The sequence below is a fragment of the Arthrobacter sp. alpha11c genome (assembly GCF_054149985.1).
This window is the reverse complement of the sequence record NZ_CP196747.1, coordinates 3749982-3765904: the sequence shown is the minus strand read 5'-3', so window position 1 is coordinate 3765904 and position 15923 is coordinate 3749982. Positions and strand designations below refer to the sequence as shown.

At 63.7% G+C, this 15923-nt stretch carries 15 protein-coding genes; 10 read left to right on the top strand and 5 right to left on the bottom strand.

Features of this window, described 5'->3' with window-relative positions; translation table 11 throughout:
* The first annotated feature begins 12 nt into the window (after positions 1–12).
* The 7 genes from ACTAQJ_RS17435 to ACTAQJ_RS17405 all read left to right on the top strand — a co-directional run bounded on the left by ACTAQJ_RS17435 (position 13) and on the right by ACTAQJ_RS17405 (position 6794).
* Positions 13–483: a RidA family protein gene (locus tag ACTAQJ_RS17435; RefSeq protein WP_498697969.1), complete on the top strand. Its 471-nt coding sequence runs from the start codon at positions 13–15 to the stop codon at positions 481–483.
* A gap of 39 nt (positions 484–522) precedes the next feature.
* Entirely contained in the window at positions 523–1629 is a 1107-nt protein-coding gene (locus tag ACTAQJ_RS17430; protein ID WP_498697968.1) for an alanine racemase, read from the top strand.
* 70 nt (positions 1630–1699) lie between these two features.
* Positions 1700–2434, top strand: coding sequence for an SDR family NAD(P)-dependent oxidoreductase (locus tag ACTAQJ_RS17425; protein ID WP_442017246.1), 735 nt, complete (start codon positions 1700–1702; stop codon positions 2432–2434).
* A 52-nt stretch (positions 2435–2486) separates the two neighbouring features.
* Entirely contained in the window at positions 2487–3893 is a 1407-nt protein-coding gene (locus ACTAQJ_RS17420) for an NAD(P)/FAD-dependent oxidoreductase (RefSeq protein WP_498697966.1), read from the top strand.
* Positions 3894–3939: 46 nt separating this feature from the next.
* The gene (locus tag ACTAQJ_RS17415; RefSeq protein WP_498697963.1) at positions 3940–4851 is read left to right on the top strand and encodes an ABC transporter substrate-binding protein; all 912 of its coding nucleotides are present in this window, start codon (positions 3940–3942) and stop codon (positions 4849–4851) included.
* A gap of 109 nt (positions 4852–4960) precedes the next feature.
* Entirely contained in the window at positions 4961–6094 is a 1134-nt protein-coding gene (gene solA / locus ACTAQJ_RS17410; protein WP_498697961.1) for an N-methyl-L-tryptophan oxidase, read from the top strand.
* Positions 6095–6131: 37 nt separating this feature from the next.
* Positions 6132–6794, top strand: a complete 663-nt coding sequence (locus ACTAQJ_RS17405) for a GntR family transcriptional regulator (protein ID WP_498697959.1) — start codon at positions 6132–6134, stop codon at positions 6792–6794.
* Between the two features lie 34 nt (positions 6795–6828).
* Here the strand turns inward: ACTAQJ_RS17405 and ACTAQJ_RS17400 are convergent, their stop codons facing one another.
* A complete protein-coding gene (locus ACTAQJ_RS17400; RefSeq protein WP_431117256.1) occupies positions 6829–7029 on the bottom strand; it encodes a hypothetical protein in 201 nt (66 codons plus the stop codon).
* A 299-nt stretch (positions 7030–7328) separates the two neighbouring features.
* Between ACTAQJ_RS17400 and ACTAQJ_RS17395 the strand changes: the two genes are divergently transcribed.
* From ACTAQJ_RS17395 to ACTAQJ_RS17385, 3 genes are read left to right on the top strand one after another with little or no spacing between them, the layout of a single operon-like run.
* Positions 7329–9764: a CHAT domain-containing protein gene (locus ACTAQJ_RS17395; protein ID WP_498697957.1), complete on the top strand. Its 2436-nt coding sequence runs from the start codon at positions 7329–7331 to the stop codon at positions 9762–9764.
* Positions 9761–10105 carry a CU044_2847 family protein gene (locus ACTAQJ_RS17390; RefSeq protein WP_498697956.1) on the top strand — a complete coding sequence of 115 codons (345 nt, stop codon included), beginning with the start codon at positions 9761–9763 and terminating at the stop codon, positions 10103–10105. Before ACTAQJ_RS17395 ends, ACTAQJ_RS17390 begins: the two co-directional genes overlap by 4 nt.
* A 53-nt stretch (positions 10106–10158) precedes the next feature.
* On the top strand, positions 10159–10665 hold the full coding sequence (locus ACTAQJ_RS17385) for a universal stress protein (RefSeq protein ID WP_431117259.1): 507 nt from the start codon (positions 10159–10161) through the stop codon (positions 10663–10665).
* A 152-nt stretch (positions 10666–10817) separates the two neighbouring features.
* On the opposite strand, the gene ACTAQJ_RS17380 is transcribed toward ACTAQJ_RS17385, so the two are convergent.
* The 4 genes from ACTAQJ_RS17380 to ACTAQJ_RS17365 are packed head-to-tail and all read right to left on the bottom strand — an operon-like array spanning position 10818 to position 15865.
* The gene (locus ACTAQJ_RS17380) at positions 10818–12209 is read right to left on the bottom strand and encodes a GntP family permease (RefSeq protein WP_431117260.1); all 1392 of its coding nucleotides are present in this window, start codon (positions 12207–12209) and stop codon (positions 10818–10820) included.
* Between the two features lie 23 nt (positions 12210–12232).
* Positions 12233–12868, bottom strand: a complete 636-nt coding sequence (locus tag ACTAQJ_RS17375) for a bifunctional 4-hydroxy-2-oxoglutarate aldolase/2-dehydro-3-deoxy-phosphogluconate aldolase (protein ID WP_431117261.1) — start codon at positions 12866–12868, stop codon at positions 12233–12235.
* Positions 12865–14532, bottom strand: a complete 1668-nt coding sequence (locus ACTAQJ_RS17370; protein ID WP_498697950.1) for an N-acyl-D-amino-acid deacylase family protein — start codon at positions 14530–14532, stop codon at positions 12865–12867. Before ACTAQJ_RS17370 ends, ACTAQJ_RS17375 begins: the two co-directional genes overlap by 4 nt.
* A 10-nt stretch (positions 14533–14542) precedes the next feature.
* Positions 14543–15865, bottom strand: coding sequence for an alanine racemase (locus ACTAQJ_RS17365; protein ID WP_498697948.1), 1323 nt, complete (start codon positions 15863–15865; stop codon positions 14543–14545).
* Positions 15866–15923: the final 58 nt, after the last annotated feature.

Sequence of the window (15923 nt, the reverse complement as noted above, 5' to 3'; positions counted from 1 at the left end):
ACCTGATGACAGATGAGCGTCACTACGGCGGGCTCGGCCTTGGATCGGCTTCGGGCCCTTGGCCTGGAGCTTCCAACCCTCGCTGACAGCCCTTATTACGTGGACCACCGCGCGGTGGGTTCCAGTATCCACATCGCCGGCCAACTGCCTTACAAGGACGGTGTGCTGCTGGGCCAAGGCATCGTGGGCCGGGACGTGGGGCTGGAGACAGCGCGGGAGCTCGCCCGCCATGCCGCGCTCAATTGCCTCGCGGCGGCTGTGCAGGCGGTGGGAGACCTGGACCGGGTCCGGATCGTGCAGATGCTGGTGTTCGTGGCCAGCACACCGGACTTCGGCCTGCAATCGCGGGTCGCCAACGCGGCCAGCGAATTGCTCATCGAAGTGTTGGGGGAGAACGGACGGCACGCCCGCACCGCAATCGGCGTCGCCGGGCTGCCGGCCAACACTCCTGTAGAGATCCAGATGATCTGCACAGCCGTTTAGGCGCCGATATGTTGGCGGCAAATTCATGAGGAGAACAGCGTGAACCGTATCCAAGGAGCACTCAACGCCCTGGTTGAGCGGGTCGACACCCCGGCGCCGATCGTGCTGGTGGACGTTATGCAGGACAACATCGATCGCATGCAGGGCTTCGCCGACCAGCAGGACCTCGACGTCAGGCCCCACGTAAAAACGCATAAATGCGTCGAAATCGGTCGTCGCCAGATCAAGGCCGGAGCTGTGGGAATCACAGCAGGCAACGTTGGTGAGGCCGAAGTCTTCGCCGCAGCGGGCTTCGACGATATCTTCATCGCCTACCCCATCTGGCCTTCGGGAACGAAAGGCCTGCGCATCCGCAAACTTGCCGTAACCACCCGCCTGCGGGTCGGCGTCGACAATTTCGCGGCAATCGATGCCCTTGCTGACGCGATGGGATCTGAGGCCGAACGGCTCCAGGTTGTGATCGAGGTGGACTGCGGTGCGCGTCGTTCCGGCGCACCACCCGAGTTCGCCGGCGAACTCGCCGCCGCCGCGCGAAGGCGTGGACTGGTGCCGGTGGGTGTCTTCACCTATCCAGGGCATGGAAGTTCCAGCCCGGACGCCCGCCAGCGCGCTGCAATGGACCAGGAAGCCGCGCTCACCACAGCGGTGCGGAGCTTCAGCGCGGCGGGCATCAGCGCAGGCGTCGTCAGCGCGGGTTCAACACCCACCATTGAGTACTCCACGAGCAACGTGATCACCGAGATCAGGCCAGGTGAATACGTGTTCAATGACTTGAACAACGCCCGGCTCGGTGCCTGCACGGAAGATCAGATTGCCCTGTTCGTCGCTGGCACGGTGGTCAGCGACTGGGTTCCCGATCAGGTCATTCTCGATGTAGGCACCAAAGCACTAAGCCGGGAAGGCAGCCCGCAGATCGGCTATGGCGCCGTCCCCGGCACGTCGGCCGTTCTCTCCAAGCTCAACGAATACCACGGGTTCCTCCCCCTCCCGGCCGGCGATTTCCATCCGGGCGTTGGCACGGTGCTCCCGATCGTGCCGAATCACGTTTGCCCGGTTGTGGTCAATTTCGAGGAATACATCGTCACTGACAGCACGGGCACATCGCTGGAGCGGTGGCGGGTGGATGCCCGCGGATTCCTCAGCTGATTCGTGGGGGACGGCATGTCCGGCCCCCAGCCCGAAACCCAAGAAACACACCGTACAAGGACTGACCACCATGAGACTTGATAAGACCACTGCCGTCATAACCGGCGCCAGCAGCGGAATCGGGGAAGCAGTGAGTTCCCACTTCCGCCGCGAAGGCGCCCGGCTGCTGCTCACCGGGCGCAGGGAGCAACTCGACAGCGCCCAACCTGATGACGTGTACGTCCCCGGAGATCTCAATGACGAGGCGTTCGTCGAAGGCCTGGCCCGGCAGGCCGCCGAAGCGTTCGGAACCGTTGACGTCGTCGTCCTTAACCATGGCCTGCAGGTAAGCGGCCCGCTGACGGAGATGGCGTATGAAGATGCCAAAAACGTGCTCCACAGCAACCTCCTCAGCTCCTTCCTGATGATGAAGCATTTTGCACCGTTGATGCCGGCCACGGGAGGTTCGTTCGTCTTGGTCAGTTCACGGCTGGGCATGGTTGGCAAGCCTGATGAGGTCCTTTACTCCGCAGCCAAAGGCGGCCTCATCATGCTCGCCAAGGGCGCTGCAATCGAGTGGGCCTCACGCAATATCCGCGTCAACGTCGTCGCGCCAGGACTGACCGTCACTCCGGTCATCGAGGCATCGTTCCAGCGCAGGGAGAACCCTGAGGCCTACCGGGCAGAACGCGAGGGCCAGATCCCGCTCCGGCGCCTGGCCACTCCCGAAGAAATCGCCGACGCCATACTTTTCATGGCGTCCCCGGAATCGTCCTACATCACCGGCGCGGTACTGCCCGTCGACGGCGGCTACACGGCCGCCTGAACACCACACCGCCTTCCACTGGCTCACCAACTCCCCACAAAGTAGGACAACGATGAAAGCCCTCACAGCAACACCCCGAAACGGAGACCTCGGCTTCTGGATGGCAGGACTCGCGGAAAACCGGCCGGCATACCCGCGTTTCGCAGGGCAGGGGTCCGTGGATCTGGCCATCATAGGCGGTGGCTACACAGGCCTCTGGGCTGCATACTTCGCCAAGAAACTCGAACCCTCACTCGAGGTCGCGGTTTTTGAGGCAGAACAGATCGGCTACGGAGCCTCCGGGCGAAACGGCGGCTGGCTTTCTGCGATGCCCCCGGGAAACCGGGCCACCTTCGCCCGCGCATCAGGAGATGGGCTGGACGCAAGCCGGGCATTGCAGCAGGAGTTCGTGACCGGCGTCGACTCCGTCCTTAATATCCTTCAGGCCGAGGGTATCGACGCGGATCAGCACAAGGGCGGCGCGCTCGTCGCTGCCCACACCAAGGCGGGGCTGGGCCGGCTGGTAGCCAGGCGGGACGCCGACTGGAAGTATGGGTTGACCGAAGACGATGTCCACTTGCTCGATCGGGACGAGTTCCAGAGCAAGATCAACATCTCCACAGTCCACGGCGGGCTCTTCTACAAGCCCTGCGCCCGCATTCATCCGGCGAAACTTGTCTATGGCCTCGCGGACACCCTCACGTCCATGGGCGTGGAGATCTACGAAAACAGCCGGATAAACAGTATTGACGGCAAGACCCTGACCTTGGCCAACGGACAGGTCACGGCGGCCAAAAAGTTCATCTGCACGGAAGGCTACTCCGGGCAACTCCTGGGCAGCAGGGCCTTGATACCGATCAACTCCTCGATGATCGTGACCAAGCCGCTGTCCGAGGAGGCCTGGGAGCAGATCGGCTGGAACGGGCTTCAGTGCCTGAGCGATTCCGCACATACTTTCATCTATTCGCAGCGAACAGCGGACGGCCGCATCGCCATTGGCGGCCGCGGGAGGCCCTACCGCTACGGCTCCGGTACAGGGGGCGCCGGTGCCACAGCCCAGTCCACTGTGGACTTGATCTCCACAAAGCTTCGGTCCTTCTTCCCGGGTATCCATCTCGAAGTGGACCACGCCTGGTCCGGAGTCCTGGGCGTTACCCGTGACTGGAACGGCGGCGTGCAGTGGGACCAGGCCTCCGGAATCGGATCGTCCACCGGCTACGCCGGACACGGTGTTACCGCCGCCTACGTGGGCGGCCGAACACTCGCGGAATTGGCTTTCGAACGGGAAACGGAACGGACCACACTCCCCTGGGTTGGCTACCGGGCACGGAAATGGGAACCGGAACCCATTCGCTGGCTGGGTGTTCACGGCATGTACCGGCTTTTCGGTCTTGCTGATCAGTGGGAAGAGCGCAAGGATTCCACCAAGACGTCCCTTCTGGCCAGATTCGGCAGCAGGCTCGCCGGACTTCACGAATAACGAACCATCCAAAAACCTTCATTTGAAACGCCCGCGGAGGTACATCATGAAGACCATAAGCAGGATCCAGGCTGCAGCCGCAGGGTTTGCAATGCTGGTGGCCCTCACCGGCTGTGGCGGGTCAACAAGCACCTCCCCAACAGATCCCAAAACGGCCGATATCTCCGAGGGCGTCCAGCCTGACGAAAAGGCTGTGAGCCTGTTGCCCGCGTCCTATAAGGACAAGGGCGAACTGACGGTCGCGATGGACCTGCACTACCCGCCGACGACGTTCCTCGCTGAAGACAACTCGACGCCGATCGGCCTGAACCCGGACATTGCCCGCCTGATAGCAAAGAAACTCGGCCTGAAGCTGAAGTTCGAGAACACCGTCTTCGACACGATCATTCCGGGCATTGACGGTGGCCGCTACGACTTCACGGTCACCACCATGGCACCAACACCGGAGCGGCTGAAGGTCCTGGACATGATCGACTACTTCAAGGCCGGCAACTCAGTGGCAGTCAGCGCTGGAAATCCGTTGAAACTCACCAACGAAACTCTGTGCGGCAAAAACATTGCCGTCACAGCTGGCTCCACCGGCCAACTCAAGCGCCTCCCGGCTCTCTCGGAACAGACCTGCACCTCCAAGGGACAACCAGCCATCAACGCCGTGACCCTGCCCAACGTCCAGGACGCCCTCACGCAGCTGGCGTCCAAGCGGATCGACGGCATCCTCTACGACACAACTTCCCTCGCCTGGGCCGAGAAGCAGCAGCCCAAATCGTTCACCATCCTGACTCCCCAGGTCAACGTCGGCTCCAGTGACGTGACGGCTATCGGCCTGAAAAAGGGCTCTCCCCTGACCCCCGCCCTCCAGGCCGCCGTCCAGTCCGTCCTGAACAGCCCGGAGTACAAGAAGTCCCTCGCCAACTGGGGCCTTGAATCCGGCGCCATCACCGAAGCCAAGCTCAACTAGGAGACGTGCTCCCCTCATGCAAACCATCAGTCACAGAAGCATGGGCTTCGCCCGCCCAACAGCAGACACCGTGCTGTTCATGAATAAAGAGATCGAGGTGCTCTAAGCCATGGATGGAAAACTCGCCGTCATCGGCCTGGGCAGCATCGGTAGCATGGCACTCTGGCAGGCCTCCCGTCTTTCCGGTTCCGTGGTCGGCTTCGAAGCACACACCCCGGCCCATGGACGCAGCGCCGTAGGTGGGGACACCCGGCTGTTCCGCATGATCTACCGCGGCAGCCCGGCGCACTACCCCATCCTGGAGCGCTCACGCGATCTCTGGGCGGAACTCGAGGCAGAAACCGGACAGGACATCCTCACCCGCTGTGGCGGACTCTCCATCGGCACCACCGACGGGCCATACCTGCGCAGCGTTCTGGAGACTGCCCGGACCAATGGGGCTGCCCACCAACTCCTGAGCCGTGAGGAAATGGCTGAACGCTACCCCCAGCACAACCTCCGGACCGACGACTCCGCGGTGTTCGATCCCAACGCCGGGGTCCTACGGACCGACCGTGCAGTAACGGCCGCCATTGCCGCTGCACAAGCCAACGGGGCAACGGTCCTTAACAACACTCCCGTTACCGGCATCCGGGACACCAACGACGGCGTTGTCGTCACCTCCGGGGACAGTACCTGGACTTTCGAGAACGTCATCGTCGCCTCAGGGGGTTGGTCCCAGCGGCTCATGCCTGACTACCTGAAGGCACACACGGAAACCCGCAGGGTTTTCCTGAGCTGGTTCGTTGCCCGCGACGCAGCCCAGTTCACCCCGGAGAAGTTCCCCACTTTCAGCCGCATGTACGAGGACCGCTCCATGTACGGAGCTCCTGCGGTGGACGGCGTTACCGTCAAAGCCACCCTGGACGGCCGGGGCACGGTGACAACGGACCCCGATGCTTTCCCCAGGGAACTCTCAACAGCCGAAATTGCCGACACTTTGGAAACCGTCAGCGAATTCCTCCCCGGCCTGGTTCCCAGCATCGTCCGCTCCGACGCCTTCCCTGACCTCTACACGGAGGACCGGAATCCTCTCTTGGGCTGGCTCGGCGAGTCGAGCAGGATCTACTTCGCTACGGGCTTCTCCGGAGGCGGATTCAAAAACGCCACGGGCTTCGGCCACATCGCCGCGTACGAGGCGCTCGGCAAACACTCACTGGATGGCCTGGAATTCGTGCGCCCGGAACGGTTCAAGACGAGCTAGCCTCGGTATAATCGACAATCGACAAGGGAGGCGGAACATGGACCGCAAGTTCACGTGGCAGGAACAGCGGATGACGACGCCGGATGGTGTCTACCGCGTACTCCGTACCGCCATCCTGAACGGAACTGTGCCTCCTGGGGAACAACTTCGCGAGACGCACATCGCCGCAGATCTGGGTATCAGTCGGTCCCCACTCCGTGAGGCGCTGACCAAACTCGAGGAGGAAGGTCTGGTGGTCAAGATCCCCTTCCGGGGATCCTTCGTTGTAGAGGTCAGTGCTCGCGACGTCGCGGAGATCGCGTCGATCCGGGTACTCGTCGAGCCCTACGCTGCCGAACTCTCAGCCCCTACCCTCCGGGGTCCCGAGCGGCTCCGGCTCAAGCAGACCATCGAGGAACTGTACCGGGCCACCGACACCAACGACATCCCCGCCAGCATTGACGCCCACCTTCGTTTCCACAGGCTCTTCTACGAATTTTCGGGGAACACCGCGCTGCAAAACGTGTGGAACGGGTGGGAGAACAAGTTGCGTCTCTACCTGGCGGTCGATCACCGCACCTATAGCGACCTGCACGACATCGCTGTTGAGCACGAGAAATTAGCTGAGCTTGCTCTGGCCGGAGACTTCGATGCCTTCCGCAAGGAAATGGTCAGTCAATTCCAGAATGCTCTCCACGAAGAACCTCTGGAGCAGAAGTAAACGGGCCTTCTGTGACGTTGGCTCGGGCCCTGCCTTAGTCCACGAACTCCGACTGCGTCTCAATGAAGTCCCAATCCTGCAACGTCAGCACCCCACTGACCTTGTCTGGATGAGGGCCGCCAGCCTCGGCAATATGCTGCAGGACCTGCAACGGGAGTTCCTCGGCACGCAGGTTTTCGCGTAGCCACTCCTTGCTGTCCAAGTGCAGGTCCAGCCACCACATGAAGATTTCCATCGCAGACCACCTTCCTTCGGATTAACCGTAGGCCGGGGCCGGTTCGTCTACAAGGGCTGCCGTCCTCCAAGAGTCGCTCCGCAAGCGCCCCCGCTATCAGGGTCTTGTGGGGAATCGGGCGAAGGGCCAATCTGTACCTAGGACGCTGGCGCACAGGTTTCAAGAACCCGTGCCGACGCCCGCTCGCACAAGGGATCCGCGATGGACTGTGACATCGAGCTGGAGATCGATACCGGCTCTGCACGCGGCGAATACACGGTGCACGTGGTCCGTGCTCCGGCGGAGGCCACGCTTCGGGGATGTTCACCTTGGACGTTGACGGCATCCTGGACCGGCTGCCCCAACTTGAAGCCACCGTTCTTGCCTCCGCGGTGGCTGCCCGCCGCACGATGCCCGTGGCCGAGATGGCAGTCCGCGAAGTTGGCCAGCAGTTGTTCCAGGCTTTGTTCACGCGCGAGGTCTACGGCACGTACCGGGCCAGCCTTGGCGCGGCCCAACACGCCGGCCAGCAACTCAGGGTGGTCTTGCGGCTTGCCGCCCCGGAATTGGCAACCATGCCATGGGAGACCCTCTTCGACCCCGAAACCGAAACGTACTTGTGCCAAACAGAACCCCTGTTGCGGCATATCCCTGCCCCCGACTACAACCAGAATCCCTTGGACGTGGCTCCCCCGCTGCGGATCCTGGGCATCGTCGCTTCGCCCAGGGACCTTCCTACCCTCGACGTCGATGCCGAGAAGGACCACCTGACCAGGGCATTGGCTGGTCCTGTAGCCGAGGGACGCGTGGAACTGGTCTGGTCCAGGAGCGGAACCTGGGACGACGTTCAGTCCATGCTGCTGGCCGGGCCGTGGCATGTGGTCCATTTCGTGGGCCACGGTGATTACGATTCCCGGACCGATGAAGGCAGGATCGCCCTGGTGGGGCCGGACGGCAGGGCCGCAATGGTCCGCGCCGTGCGGCTCATGGCCCTGCTCAGTGTTGCCGCACCACGCCCGCGGCTCGTTGTGTTGAACTCGTGTTCCTCAGGTGAGATGGGCCAATCGGACCTCTTTTCCGGCACCGCTTCCTCGTTGGTCAGGAGCGGGATAGGCGCCGTCGCGGCAATGCAGTTCGCCATCAGCGACTCCGCGGCCATCGCCTTCGCCCACGGCTTCTACGCCGCGATCGCCAACGGCCGAACTGTGGACGAGGCAGCACGCGTCGGCCGCATCTCGGTCATGGCCAGCCCGGACGGCACACTGGAATGGGTCACTCCGGCCCTCTACGTCCGCGGCGGCTCCACTCAACTCTTCACGCTGCGCGGCACGCCACGCGCAGCGGTTTCGGAAGCACGTTCGACGCCGGCACCCACCTCGGGCGGGCAAGCCAGCCAAGCTACGGTCCCGACGCCGGCACCCACCTTGGGCGGGCAAACGTCAGTCCCGCTGCAGGCCCCGGGAAGCTCTGGCGCGGGAGACGGCGCTGCCGCGAGGGCCGCACAAACCAATGCCGACCAAGCCATGAAGCGAGCCCAATTGCGCGCCCTTTATGTCCAGGCCTCCGCAGAGCTCAGGGCACGGCGTTTCGAGCAAGCCGTTGAATTGTTCGATGACCTCCTGACCTTGGAGCCCGGCTACCGTGACGCCACGGCGCTAAGGGAGAGCGCACAGCATCGATTGGACATGTCCCGCCACTACCGTGAGGCACTCGCCGCTGAAGAGGCCGGCGATTGGCTGGCCGCGGCGGACGGCTTTGCCTTGGTGCAGGAAGATCCGGAGTTCCCCGAAGCAGCAAAACGCCGGCAGGACTGCGAGCGCCGTCAACGCATCTCCGACCTCCAGGGCGAACTGCGCTACCACTCGTCTTTGGGCTCATGGGGAGCCCTGGTGGATGTATCAGCCGAACTTGCGACGCTCGATCCGACCGCGGCCGATCCGGACGGACTTGCGAGTGCGGCGAGGGCTGAGATCGAGAAGGCGAAGCCACCAGAACCGGAGCCAGCAAAGCAAGCTTCCCCGGAAAGAGGTTCCTATACGGCAGCGGACCTGCCCGCAGAGCCACGGCGGCCAACGGCGACCCCCGCAACGGCACCCACCCGGGTCCCGGCACCTACCCAAGCGCCGGCGTCGAGCACTCCATCCCCGAAACCGCTGCAACCAGCCCTCGCTTGGACACCGCTCGCGTGGGGCGGTGCGGCCTTGGCGGTGGCGGGCGGCTTGGGGGCGTGCATCGTGGTGTTCTTCATGTGGTTCGACGAAACTTACTGGCAGGACAACGGCGGCGACATCGTGCTCCGGATCTTGTACGGCCTGCTGGCACCACTCGGTTATCTGCTGCTCATGGTGGCCGGGCTGCCTGAACGGACCGTACCAGCGCGTGTTGCGATGACCGGCGTCGTGCTTTCCGCGGCGATCTTTGGGCTCGCCGGCTTGAACTACACGGTGGAAGTGACCGCCGTCGTGGCCAGTTTTATCCTGGCCGCCTTCGGACTTTGGGCGGGCATCCTGGCGCTAAAGGACCCGGCCAGGCGAGCGTTTGCGTGGCTCCTGTTGCTGCCCACGGTGTTGCAACCGATCATCTGGATCCAAGGGAAAGGCGTGTTCATGGAGAGCTGGTACATGTCGCAGGCGCTGCCGTTGCTGCTGCATCTGATGCTTCTTTGCGCGGTGGGCGTTGTGTTCGTCGTGATGGCACGGCGGCTTCGGCCGGCCACTGAAGCGGGGCCTGCTGCCAAGGCGGGAACGACGCCATGAGCCGGCTGGTTGAGTTCACCACCGACGACGGCGGAACGGTAGTTGTGGAGGTCGCGAGCACAGCCGGGAGCATGGTGACCCGGGGTGGCGATCATGCGGGGGATCATTCCGGCGTCTTCGCGAGGGCGCAGCAGACGTTCCAACGGGCCCTCGAGCATGTCCGACCCGCCGTGCAGGGCGTGATTGATGAGCTCCTGAGCTTGGAGAACCGGCCGGACGAGGTCAGCGTGGAGTTCGGGATAGACCTTCACGCCGAGGCGGGGGCTTTCATTGCATCGGCCAGCACTGCGTCCAACTTCAAGGTGCGGCTGACGTGGAACAAACCGCCCCAGCCCAACTAGGTTGGGTGGGCAGACAGCCTGTTCAAGGACACCTCGCGGCGCAACAATAAGGTATGGCTGCGGAGAATTTCAGCGGACGGATTCCTTTGGTTGTCGGCGTCTTGCCCGACCAGCATGTGGAGGTGCTGCAAACGGCCCGGACGCTGGCTGAGCAACTCGGCGTGCCGCTGGTTTGTGCGTACGTGGATGAGGCCAGCTACCTCGTGGAATGGGACCCGGCGCGGGAGACACACCGAATGTCGCTTCATCCGGAGAAGGATGACGAGGACGTCGCAGCTGTTCGCAGTGATTTGGGCAAGGTCATCGGCGAGGCCATGGATGGTGGTTCGGCGGACTGGACCCTGCGGTTGCTCGCTGGAGACCCCGCACGAGCCCTCGGCCGACTCGCCGAGGACATCCACGCCTCGATGATCATTGTCGGAACGCCGGAACCTGGCTTGGGACACCGCATTTCCGAGGCTTTGAACGGCTCTGTGGCGGCATGGTTGAGCCACCACCAACGCCGGCCCGTGCTGATTGTGCCGCAGAAAAAGCCCCAGGAAGCTGCCCGTAAAAACTAAAGCGAAAGTACTTATTCGAGGTGGTGGCAATGCCGTGCCGCCCAACGTAGAGTGATTACTGCAGGACGGCGAAAGCACCTGCTCAAAGACCGCTCCGGAGTGCGTATCCCCCAATAACGCACTCCGGAGCTCTTTGTTTAACCCGCTCTCAGCTACCTCACGAACGTGTACAGCAGCGCCGCCATTGCGAAGCCCACAATGGACAACACTGTCTCCAGGACGGTCCAGGTCTTCAAGGTGTCCTTGACGGACATATTGAAGTACTTGGAGATGATCCAGAAGCCGCCGTCGTTGACGTGGCTGGCAATGATGGACCCGGAGGAGATGGCCACCACGATCAGGGCGAGCTGCGGCTGGGAGTAACCGGAGGCCAGGCTTGGGGCCAGGATGCCACCAGTGGTTACGATGGCCACGGTTGCCGAGCCCTGTGCAATGCGCATACCCGCGCTGATCACGAAGGCGGAGAGGATGATCGGCAGGCCGGCCTGGGCCAGCGAGTCGGCCACAGCCTTGCCAACACCGGTGGCCGAGAGAACTGCGCCGAAGAAGGCACCGGCGCCAACAACCAGCAGGATCATGCCCACGGGACGAAGCGATGAACCCGTGATTTCGCTCAGTTCGGCGGAGCTCATGCCGCGTCGGATGCCCAGGAGCCACATGGCCAGCAGCACGGCGACGGTCAGCGCGATGGCCGGGTTGCCGAAGAACTGGAGTATGTCCCGGAAGACACCAGCCGGAGCAAAGATGTTGCCGAACGTGCCGCCAAGGATGAGGATCATGGGCAGGCCGATGGCCAACAGCACCAGTCCGATGGACGGCTCGTGGCCGCGGGCTTCCTCAGCCTCGGGAACGATGCGGTCCTCGGGAACATTGACCATCACACGCTTGCCGATCCACGTGCCCCACAAAATACCGGAGGCGAACCAGGCCGGGATGCCGCAGATCAGGCCCATGAGAATGATCCAGCCAAGGTCAACATGGAACAGGCCGGCGGCGGCAACGGGCCCGGGGTGCGGTGGCAGGAAGGCGTGTGTCACGGAGAGGCCAGCCAGCAACGGAAGCGCGTACAGTGCCAGCGACTTGCCGCCGCGAATTGCAGCCACGTAAACCAACGGCGCCAGCACGAAGATGCCGATATCGAAGAATACCGGGATACCCAGCACAAAGCCGGTGATGCCCATGGCGAGCGGGGTGCCCTTTTCGCCGAAGATCTTCACGAGCCTGCCGAGCAGCACTTCCGCGCCACCAGAGCGTTCGAGGATGGCACCGAGCACTGTACCGAGGCCGATGATCACGGTGATGTGGCCAAGGATGCCGGCGAAGCCCTTCTCAATCAGGGCGTCGCTGCTCTTGGTGGCCGAGCCGACCAACGCTTCAACCGAGACCCCACCCACCAAGGCCACGATCACGCCGGTTCCCACCAGGGCGATGAACGGTTCGAGCTTGACCTTGATGATCAGGAACAGCAGGAGGGCGATGCCCGCGCCTGCCAGGAGGAGCAGGCCGGCGGTGTCATGCCGCAGCCATTCGAGGAATTCATTCATGGGGATTTCTTTCTGGGTGAGTCCTACTTGAGGGTGCCGGTAAACGCGGCGGCACGGGCCGCGATGTCTGCCCAGTTGCCTGCAGCGACTGCTGCGGGCGGGACCACGCTGGTGCCGCAGCAGACTGCGGCAGCACCGGCGTCGAGGTAGCTCTTTGCGTTGGAAGCGTCGATGCCTCCCGAAGGCAACAGGCGGATGCCCGGGTAGGGGCCCTGCAGGTCCTTCAGGTACGCCGGGCCGAGTTGCCGGGCAGGGAAAATCTTCACGACGCCGGACCCCAGGTCAAGTGCCTGCGCCACTTCGGTGGGCGTCATGGCGCCAAGGCTGAAGGGTATGCCGGCGGCCACAGCGACTGCTGCAACCTCGGGCCGAATGCCAGGTGTCACCAGGAACTTGGCCCCGGCGTCGATCGCTGCGCGGGCTTGGTCTGCGGTCAGGACCGTACCAATTCCGACGGCGGCACCATGGTCTGCGGCGGTCTCTGCCGCGCGCTTGACGTGCTTGAGCGCATCCGGGGTGGTGAACGTCAGTTCCACGCTGCGGATGCCGCCGTCGGCCAATGCCCGGCAGAGATCCGCGGCGTCCGTGATGGACGGAGCGCGGACGACGGCCAGCGTGCGGTCGGCTTCAAGCTGCTGGATGAATTCTTCAGGAGTCATGGGTGGTGCTTCTTTCCTTCTCGGGTGAGTCCGTCACTGCTTCGACGCAGGGCACGGCCGGCGCAGGCACCGGTGGGCCGGCCGCCGTCGATCGCTGCTGCGCCGTTGACGAAGACGTAATGGATGCCGCTGGCGGCTTGGCGGGGATTCTCAAAAGTGGCTTCGTCGCGGATGGTCTCCGGGTCGAAGAGCACGACGTCGGCCGCGTAGCCGTCGCGAACCAGCCCCCTTTTGTGGAGCTTGAGTCGCGCGGCCGGACGCCCACTCAGGTGATGGACGGTTTCCTCGAGGCTGAGCAATCCGAGATCGCGGGAGTAGTGGCCGAGGTAGCGCGGGAAAGTTCCCCAGGCTCGGGGGTGTGGCTTGGCGCCGACCAGGAGGCCGTCGCTGCCGCCGGTGTGCGTGCGGTGTTTCATGATGGCCTGGACGTTTTCCTCGTGCCCCACGTGCTGCAGGATGCCGGTGCCGAGGCGGTCTTCGGTGAGAATGCGGGCGAAGACATCGAACGGCTCCTCGTTACTCTCGGCGGCAATGTCCTTGATGGTTTTGCCCACGAGTCCTGCGAGCGCCGGGTTCTGGACGCCGCTGATTTCAAGGGTGTCCCACTCGGCAACTACTCCGTGGCAGCCGTCGGATCCGTAGATCTCCACGGCTTCCCGGATGCGGGCGCGGGTGTCGGCATCCGCAAGGCGGGCAAGCGTCGCTTCGGTGCCTCCGGACGATGCCCAGCTGGGGAGGATCGCGGAGAGCGTGGTGGCTCCGGGGAGGTAGGGGTAGGTGTCCAGGGTGATGTCCACGCCGTCAGCCAGCGCGTTATCGATGAGCTCCAGGAGTTCACCTGCCCGGCCCTTGTTCTCCGCGAAGTTCATGGTGGCGTGGGAGAGGTGCAGGGCGCATCCTGTGTCCCGGCTCAGGCCGATCATCTCCGCGTAGGCATCCAGTGCGCCCTTGCCGTAGGAACGGTGGTGCGGTGCATAGAAGCCGCCCAGCTCGCCCACGGTCCTGCAGAGGCCCGCGAGTTCTTCGGTCTGCGCGTACATGCCCGGGGTGTAGGTCAGGCCGGAGGACATTCCGACGGCGCCCTCCTCCATCGCCGTGCGGATCACGTCTTGCATCTGCTGCTGTTGCTGCGGGGTGGGATCACCTTCTGCGAAGCCCATCACCATGGCGCGAACGGTTCCCTGGGGAACGAGGTAGGCGGCATTGGTGGCGATGCGGCCTGTGGTGCCGTCCGCATCGGTGACCTCGGTATCCAGCCGGTCCAGGTACTCGCCCACGGTCCGCCAGTTCCAGTCGAAGTCCGCGGGGTTATCGTTCCAACCAGCGATCTTCTCCCGGACACCGGCGAGCGTGGCATCATCCACTGGTGCGTAGGACAGGCCGTCCTGGCCCAAAAGTTCCGTGGTGACGCCCTGGCTGAGCTTTGCGTAGTGCTGCCGGTTAACAAGCAGTTGCAGGTCAGAATGCGCGTGCATATCGATGAACCCAGGACTCAGGACCAAGCCAGTGGCATCGATAACGCGGTCCGCGCCGGTTGACGCTGCGGTGAGCGAACCGGCGTCGACGACGGCGGCAATCACGGCACCGTCCAGGAGGACGTCCGCCGGGCGGCGGTCCGCTCCGGTTCCATCCACCAGGGTGGCGTTGCTGATAAGGATCTTCATGGCAGGGGTCCTAGAAGAAGGTGTGGATGAGGTCGACGACGGTTTGGTTGCCTGTGCTTTCGGCGGACGCGCTGTCCGCGAGCACCGGGATGACGGTCCACTTGTCGAAGGCTGTGCAGGGATGGGACAGGCCCAGCCGGATCACATCGCCGGGTTGGACGCTGGTGGTATCGGGGTCGAAGGTCATGAAGCTGTGCTGATCGTTGACCGACGTGATGTGGGCTCCATGCAGTGGTTCCATCTTTCCGCCGAGGGCAGGACCGATGAGCTGCGGCTCCGGCAGTCCTTCATCGAACGGGAGGTCGCGTTTGCCGGCGTCGAGGATGGCCAGGCCCGGCTCCGTTTGCGAGACGACCCTCACCCAACCGTGCATTCCCGCGCGGAACGGCTGGTTCCCGGAGCGGGAGAAGGGCGAGATTCCGCGGTAGAAGCCGTCATCGTGGATGATGTAAGCGCCGCTTCGGATCATGAGGTCCACGGACGGGCCACCTGTTTCGGCTCCCGTACTGATGGTTGGTGAGAGAACGGTGACCACATCGTCGAAGTAGGCGCTGCCCCCGGCCGTGATGATCACTTCGCTGGAACCGTACAAGCCGTCAGCGAGCAGTTCCTCATGGAGGAGCCGCATCAGGGCGAGGTAGCCGCGGACGGCACCCAGTCCGGCGTCGTCGGCTGTGTGCGCGAGTGAGCCTTCATAGCCGCTGACACCTACCAACCGCAGATTCGGTGAGGCAGCAACCGCGCGGGCCACCGCCATGGCAGCGTCAACGCCCCGGGCTCCGGTCCGGCCCCCATGGGCGCCGAGCTCCACGAGCACATCCAGCACGGCGTCGCTCCCGGCGAGCACGCGGTTGATGACCTCCACTGTTCCCGCCGAGTCCACCCAGGACAGGATCGGCGAATCGGCAGTGGACGTCCCGGCCACCCATTGGATGGCATGCGGGTCCGTGAGGCTGTTGGCAAGCTGCAGGTTCCGGACGCCGAACTCGCGGGCTACCCGAAGCTGGGCGAAGTTCGCCAACGTGATTCCCCAGGCTCCGCGTTTGAGCTGCTCGGCCCAGAGCTGGGGGGACATGGTGGTCTTGCCGTGCGGCGCCAACAGCACGCCGTGTTCCTTGCACCAATCGGCCAGGTGGTCGGCGTTGGCCTGCAGCGCGGCACTATCAAGCGTGAGCAGCGGCGTCTGGAGATCTGCGAGGGTGTGCTTCGCCGCAAGGAATTCGGCGTGCGTGCTCCCGTTGGCGGTGGCTGGAATGGCCTTGTGGCGCCAATCGAGCTGACGGTCTGCAAGGCCGGCCACGGCGTGTGCCGAGATGGCTTCGGAGGTGTTCACGGGTTCATTCCCTTCGCGGGGCTGCGTTTTTGAAGCTGCGGTGTGGGGCTGTTCAGTA

Coding starts and splice junctions, on each gene's coding strand:
- ACTAQJ_RS17405 (WP_498697959.1), top strand. CDS start 6,132: ATGGACCGCAAGTTCACGTGGCAGGAACAGCGGATGACGACGCCGGAT.
- ACTAQJ_RS17395 (WP_498697957.1), top strand. CDS start 7,329: ATGTTCACCTTGGACGTTGACGGCATCCTGGACCGGCTGCCCCAACTT.
- ACTAQJ_RS17435 (WP_498697969.1), top strand. CDS start 13: ATGAGCGTCACTACGGCGGGCTCGGCCTTGGATCGGCTTCGGGCCCTT.
- ACTAQJ_RS17425 (WP_442017246.1), top strand. CDS start 1,700: ATGAGACTTGATAAGACCACTGCCGTCATAACCGGCGCCAGCAGCGGA.
- ACTAQJ_RS17380 (WP_431117260.1), bottom strand. CDS start 12,209: ATGAATGAATTCCTCGAATGGCTGCGGCATGACACCGCCGGCCTGCTC.
- ACTAQJ_RS17385 (WP_431117259.1), top strand. CDS start 10,159: ATGGCTGCGGAGAATTTCAGCGGACGGATTCCTTTGGTTGTCGGCGTC.
- ACTAQJ_RS17415 (WP_498697963.1), top strand. CDS start 3,940: ATGAAGACCATAAGCAGGATCCAGGCTGCAGCCGCAGGGTTTGCAATG.
- ACTAQJ_RS17400 (WP_431117256.1), bottom strand. CDS start 7,029: ATGGAAATCTTCATGTGGTGGCTGGACCTGCACTTGGACAGCAAGGAG.
- solA (WP_498697961.1), top strand. CDS start 4,961: ATGGATGGAAAACTCGCCGTCATCGGCCTGGGCAGCATCGGTAGCATG.
- ACTAQJ_RS17420 (WP_498697966.1), top strand. CDS start 2,487: ATGAAAGCCCTCACAGCAACACCCCGAAACGGAGACCTCGGCTTCTGG.
- ACTAQJ_RS17370 (WP_498697950.1), bottom strand. CDS start 14,532: ATGAAGATCCTTATCAGCAACGCCACCCTGGTGGATGGAACCGGAGCG.
- ACTAQJ_RS17375 (WP_431117261.1), bottom strand. CDS start 12,868: ATGACTCCTGAAGAATTCATCCAGCAGCTTGAAGCCGACCGCACGCTG.
- ACTAQJ_RS17390 (WP_498697956.1), top strand. CDS start 9,761: ATGAGCCGGCTGGTTGAGTTCACCACCGACGACGGCGGAACGGTAGTT.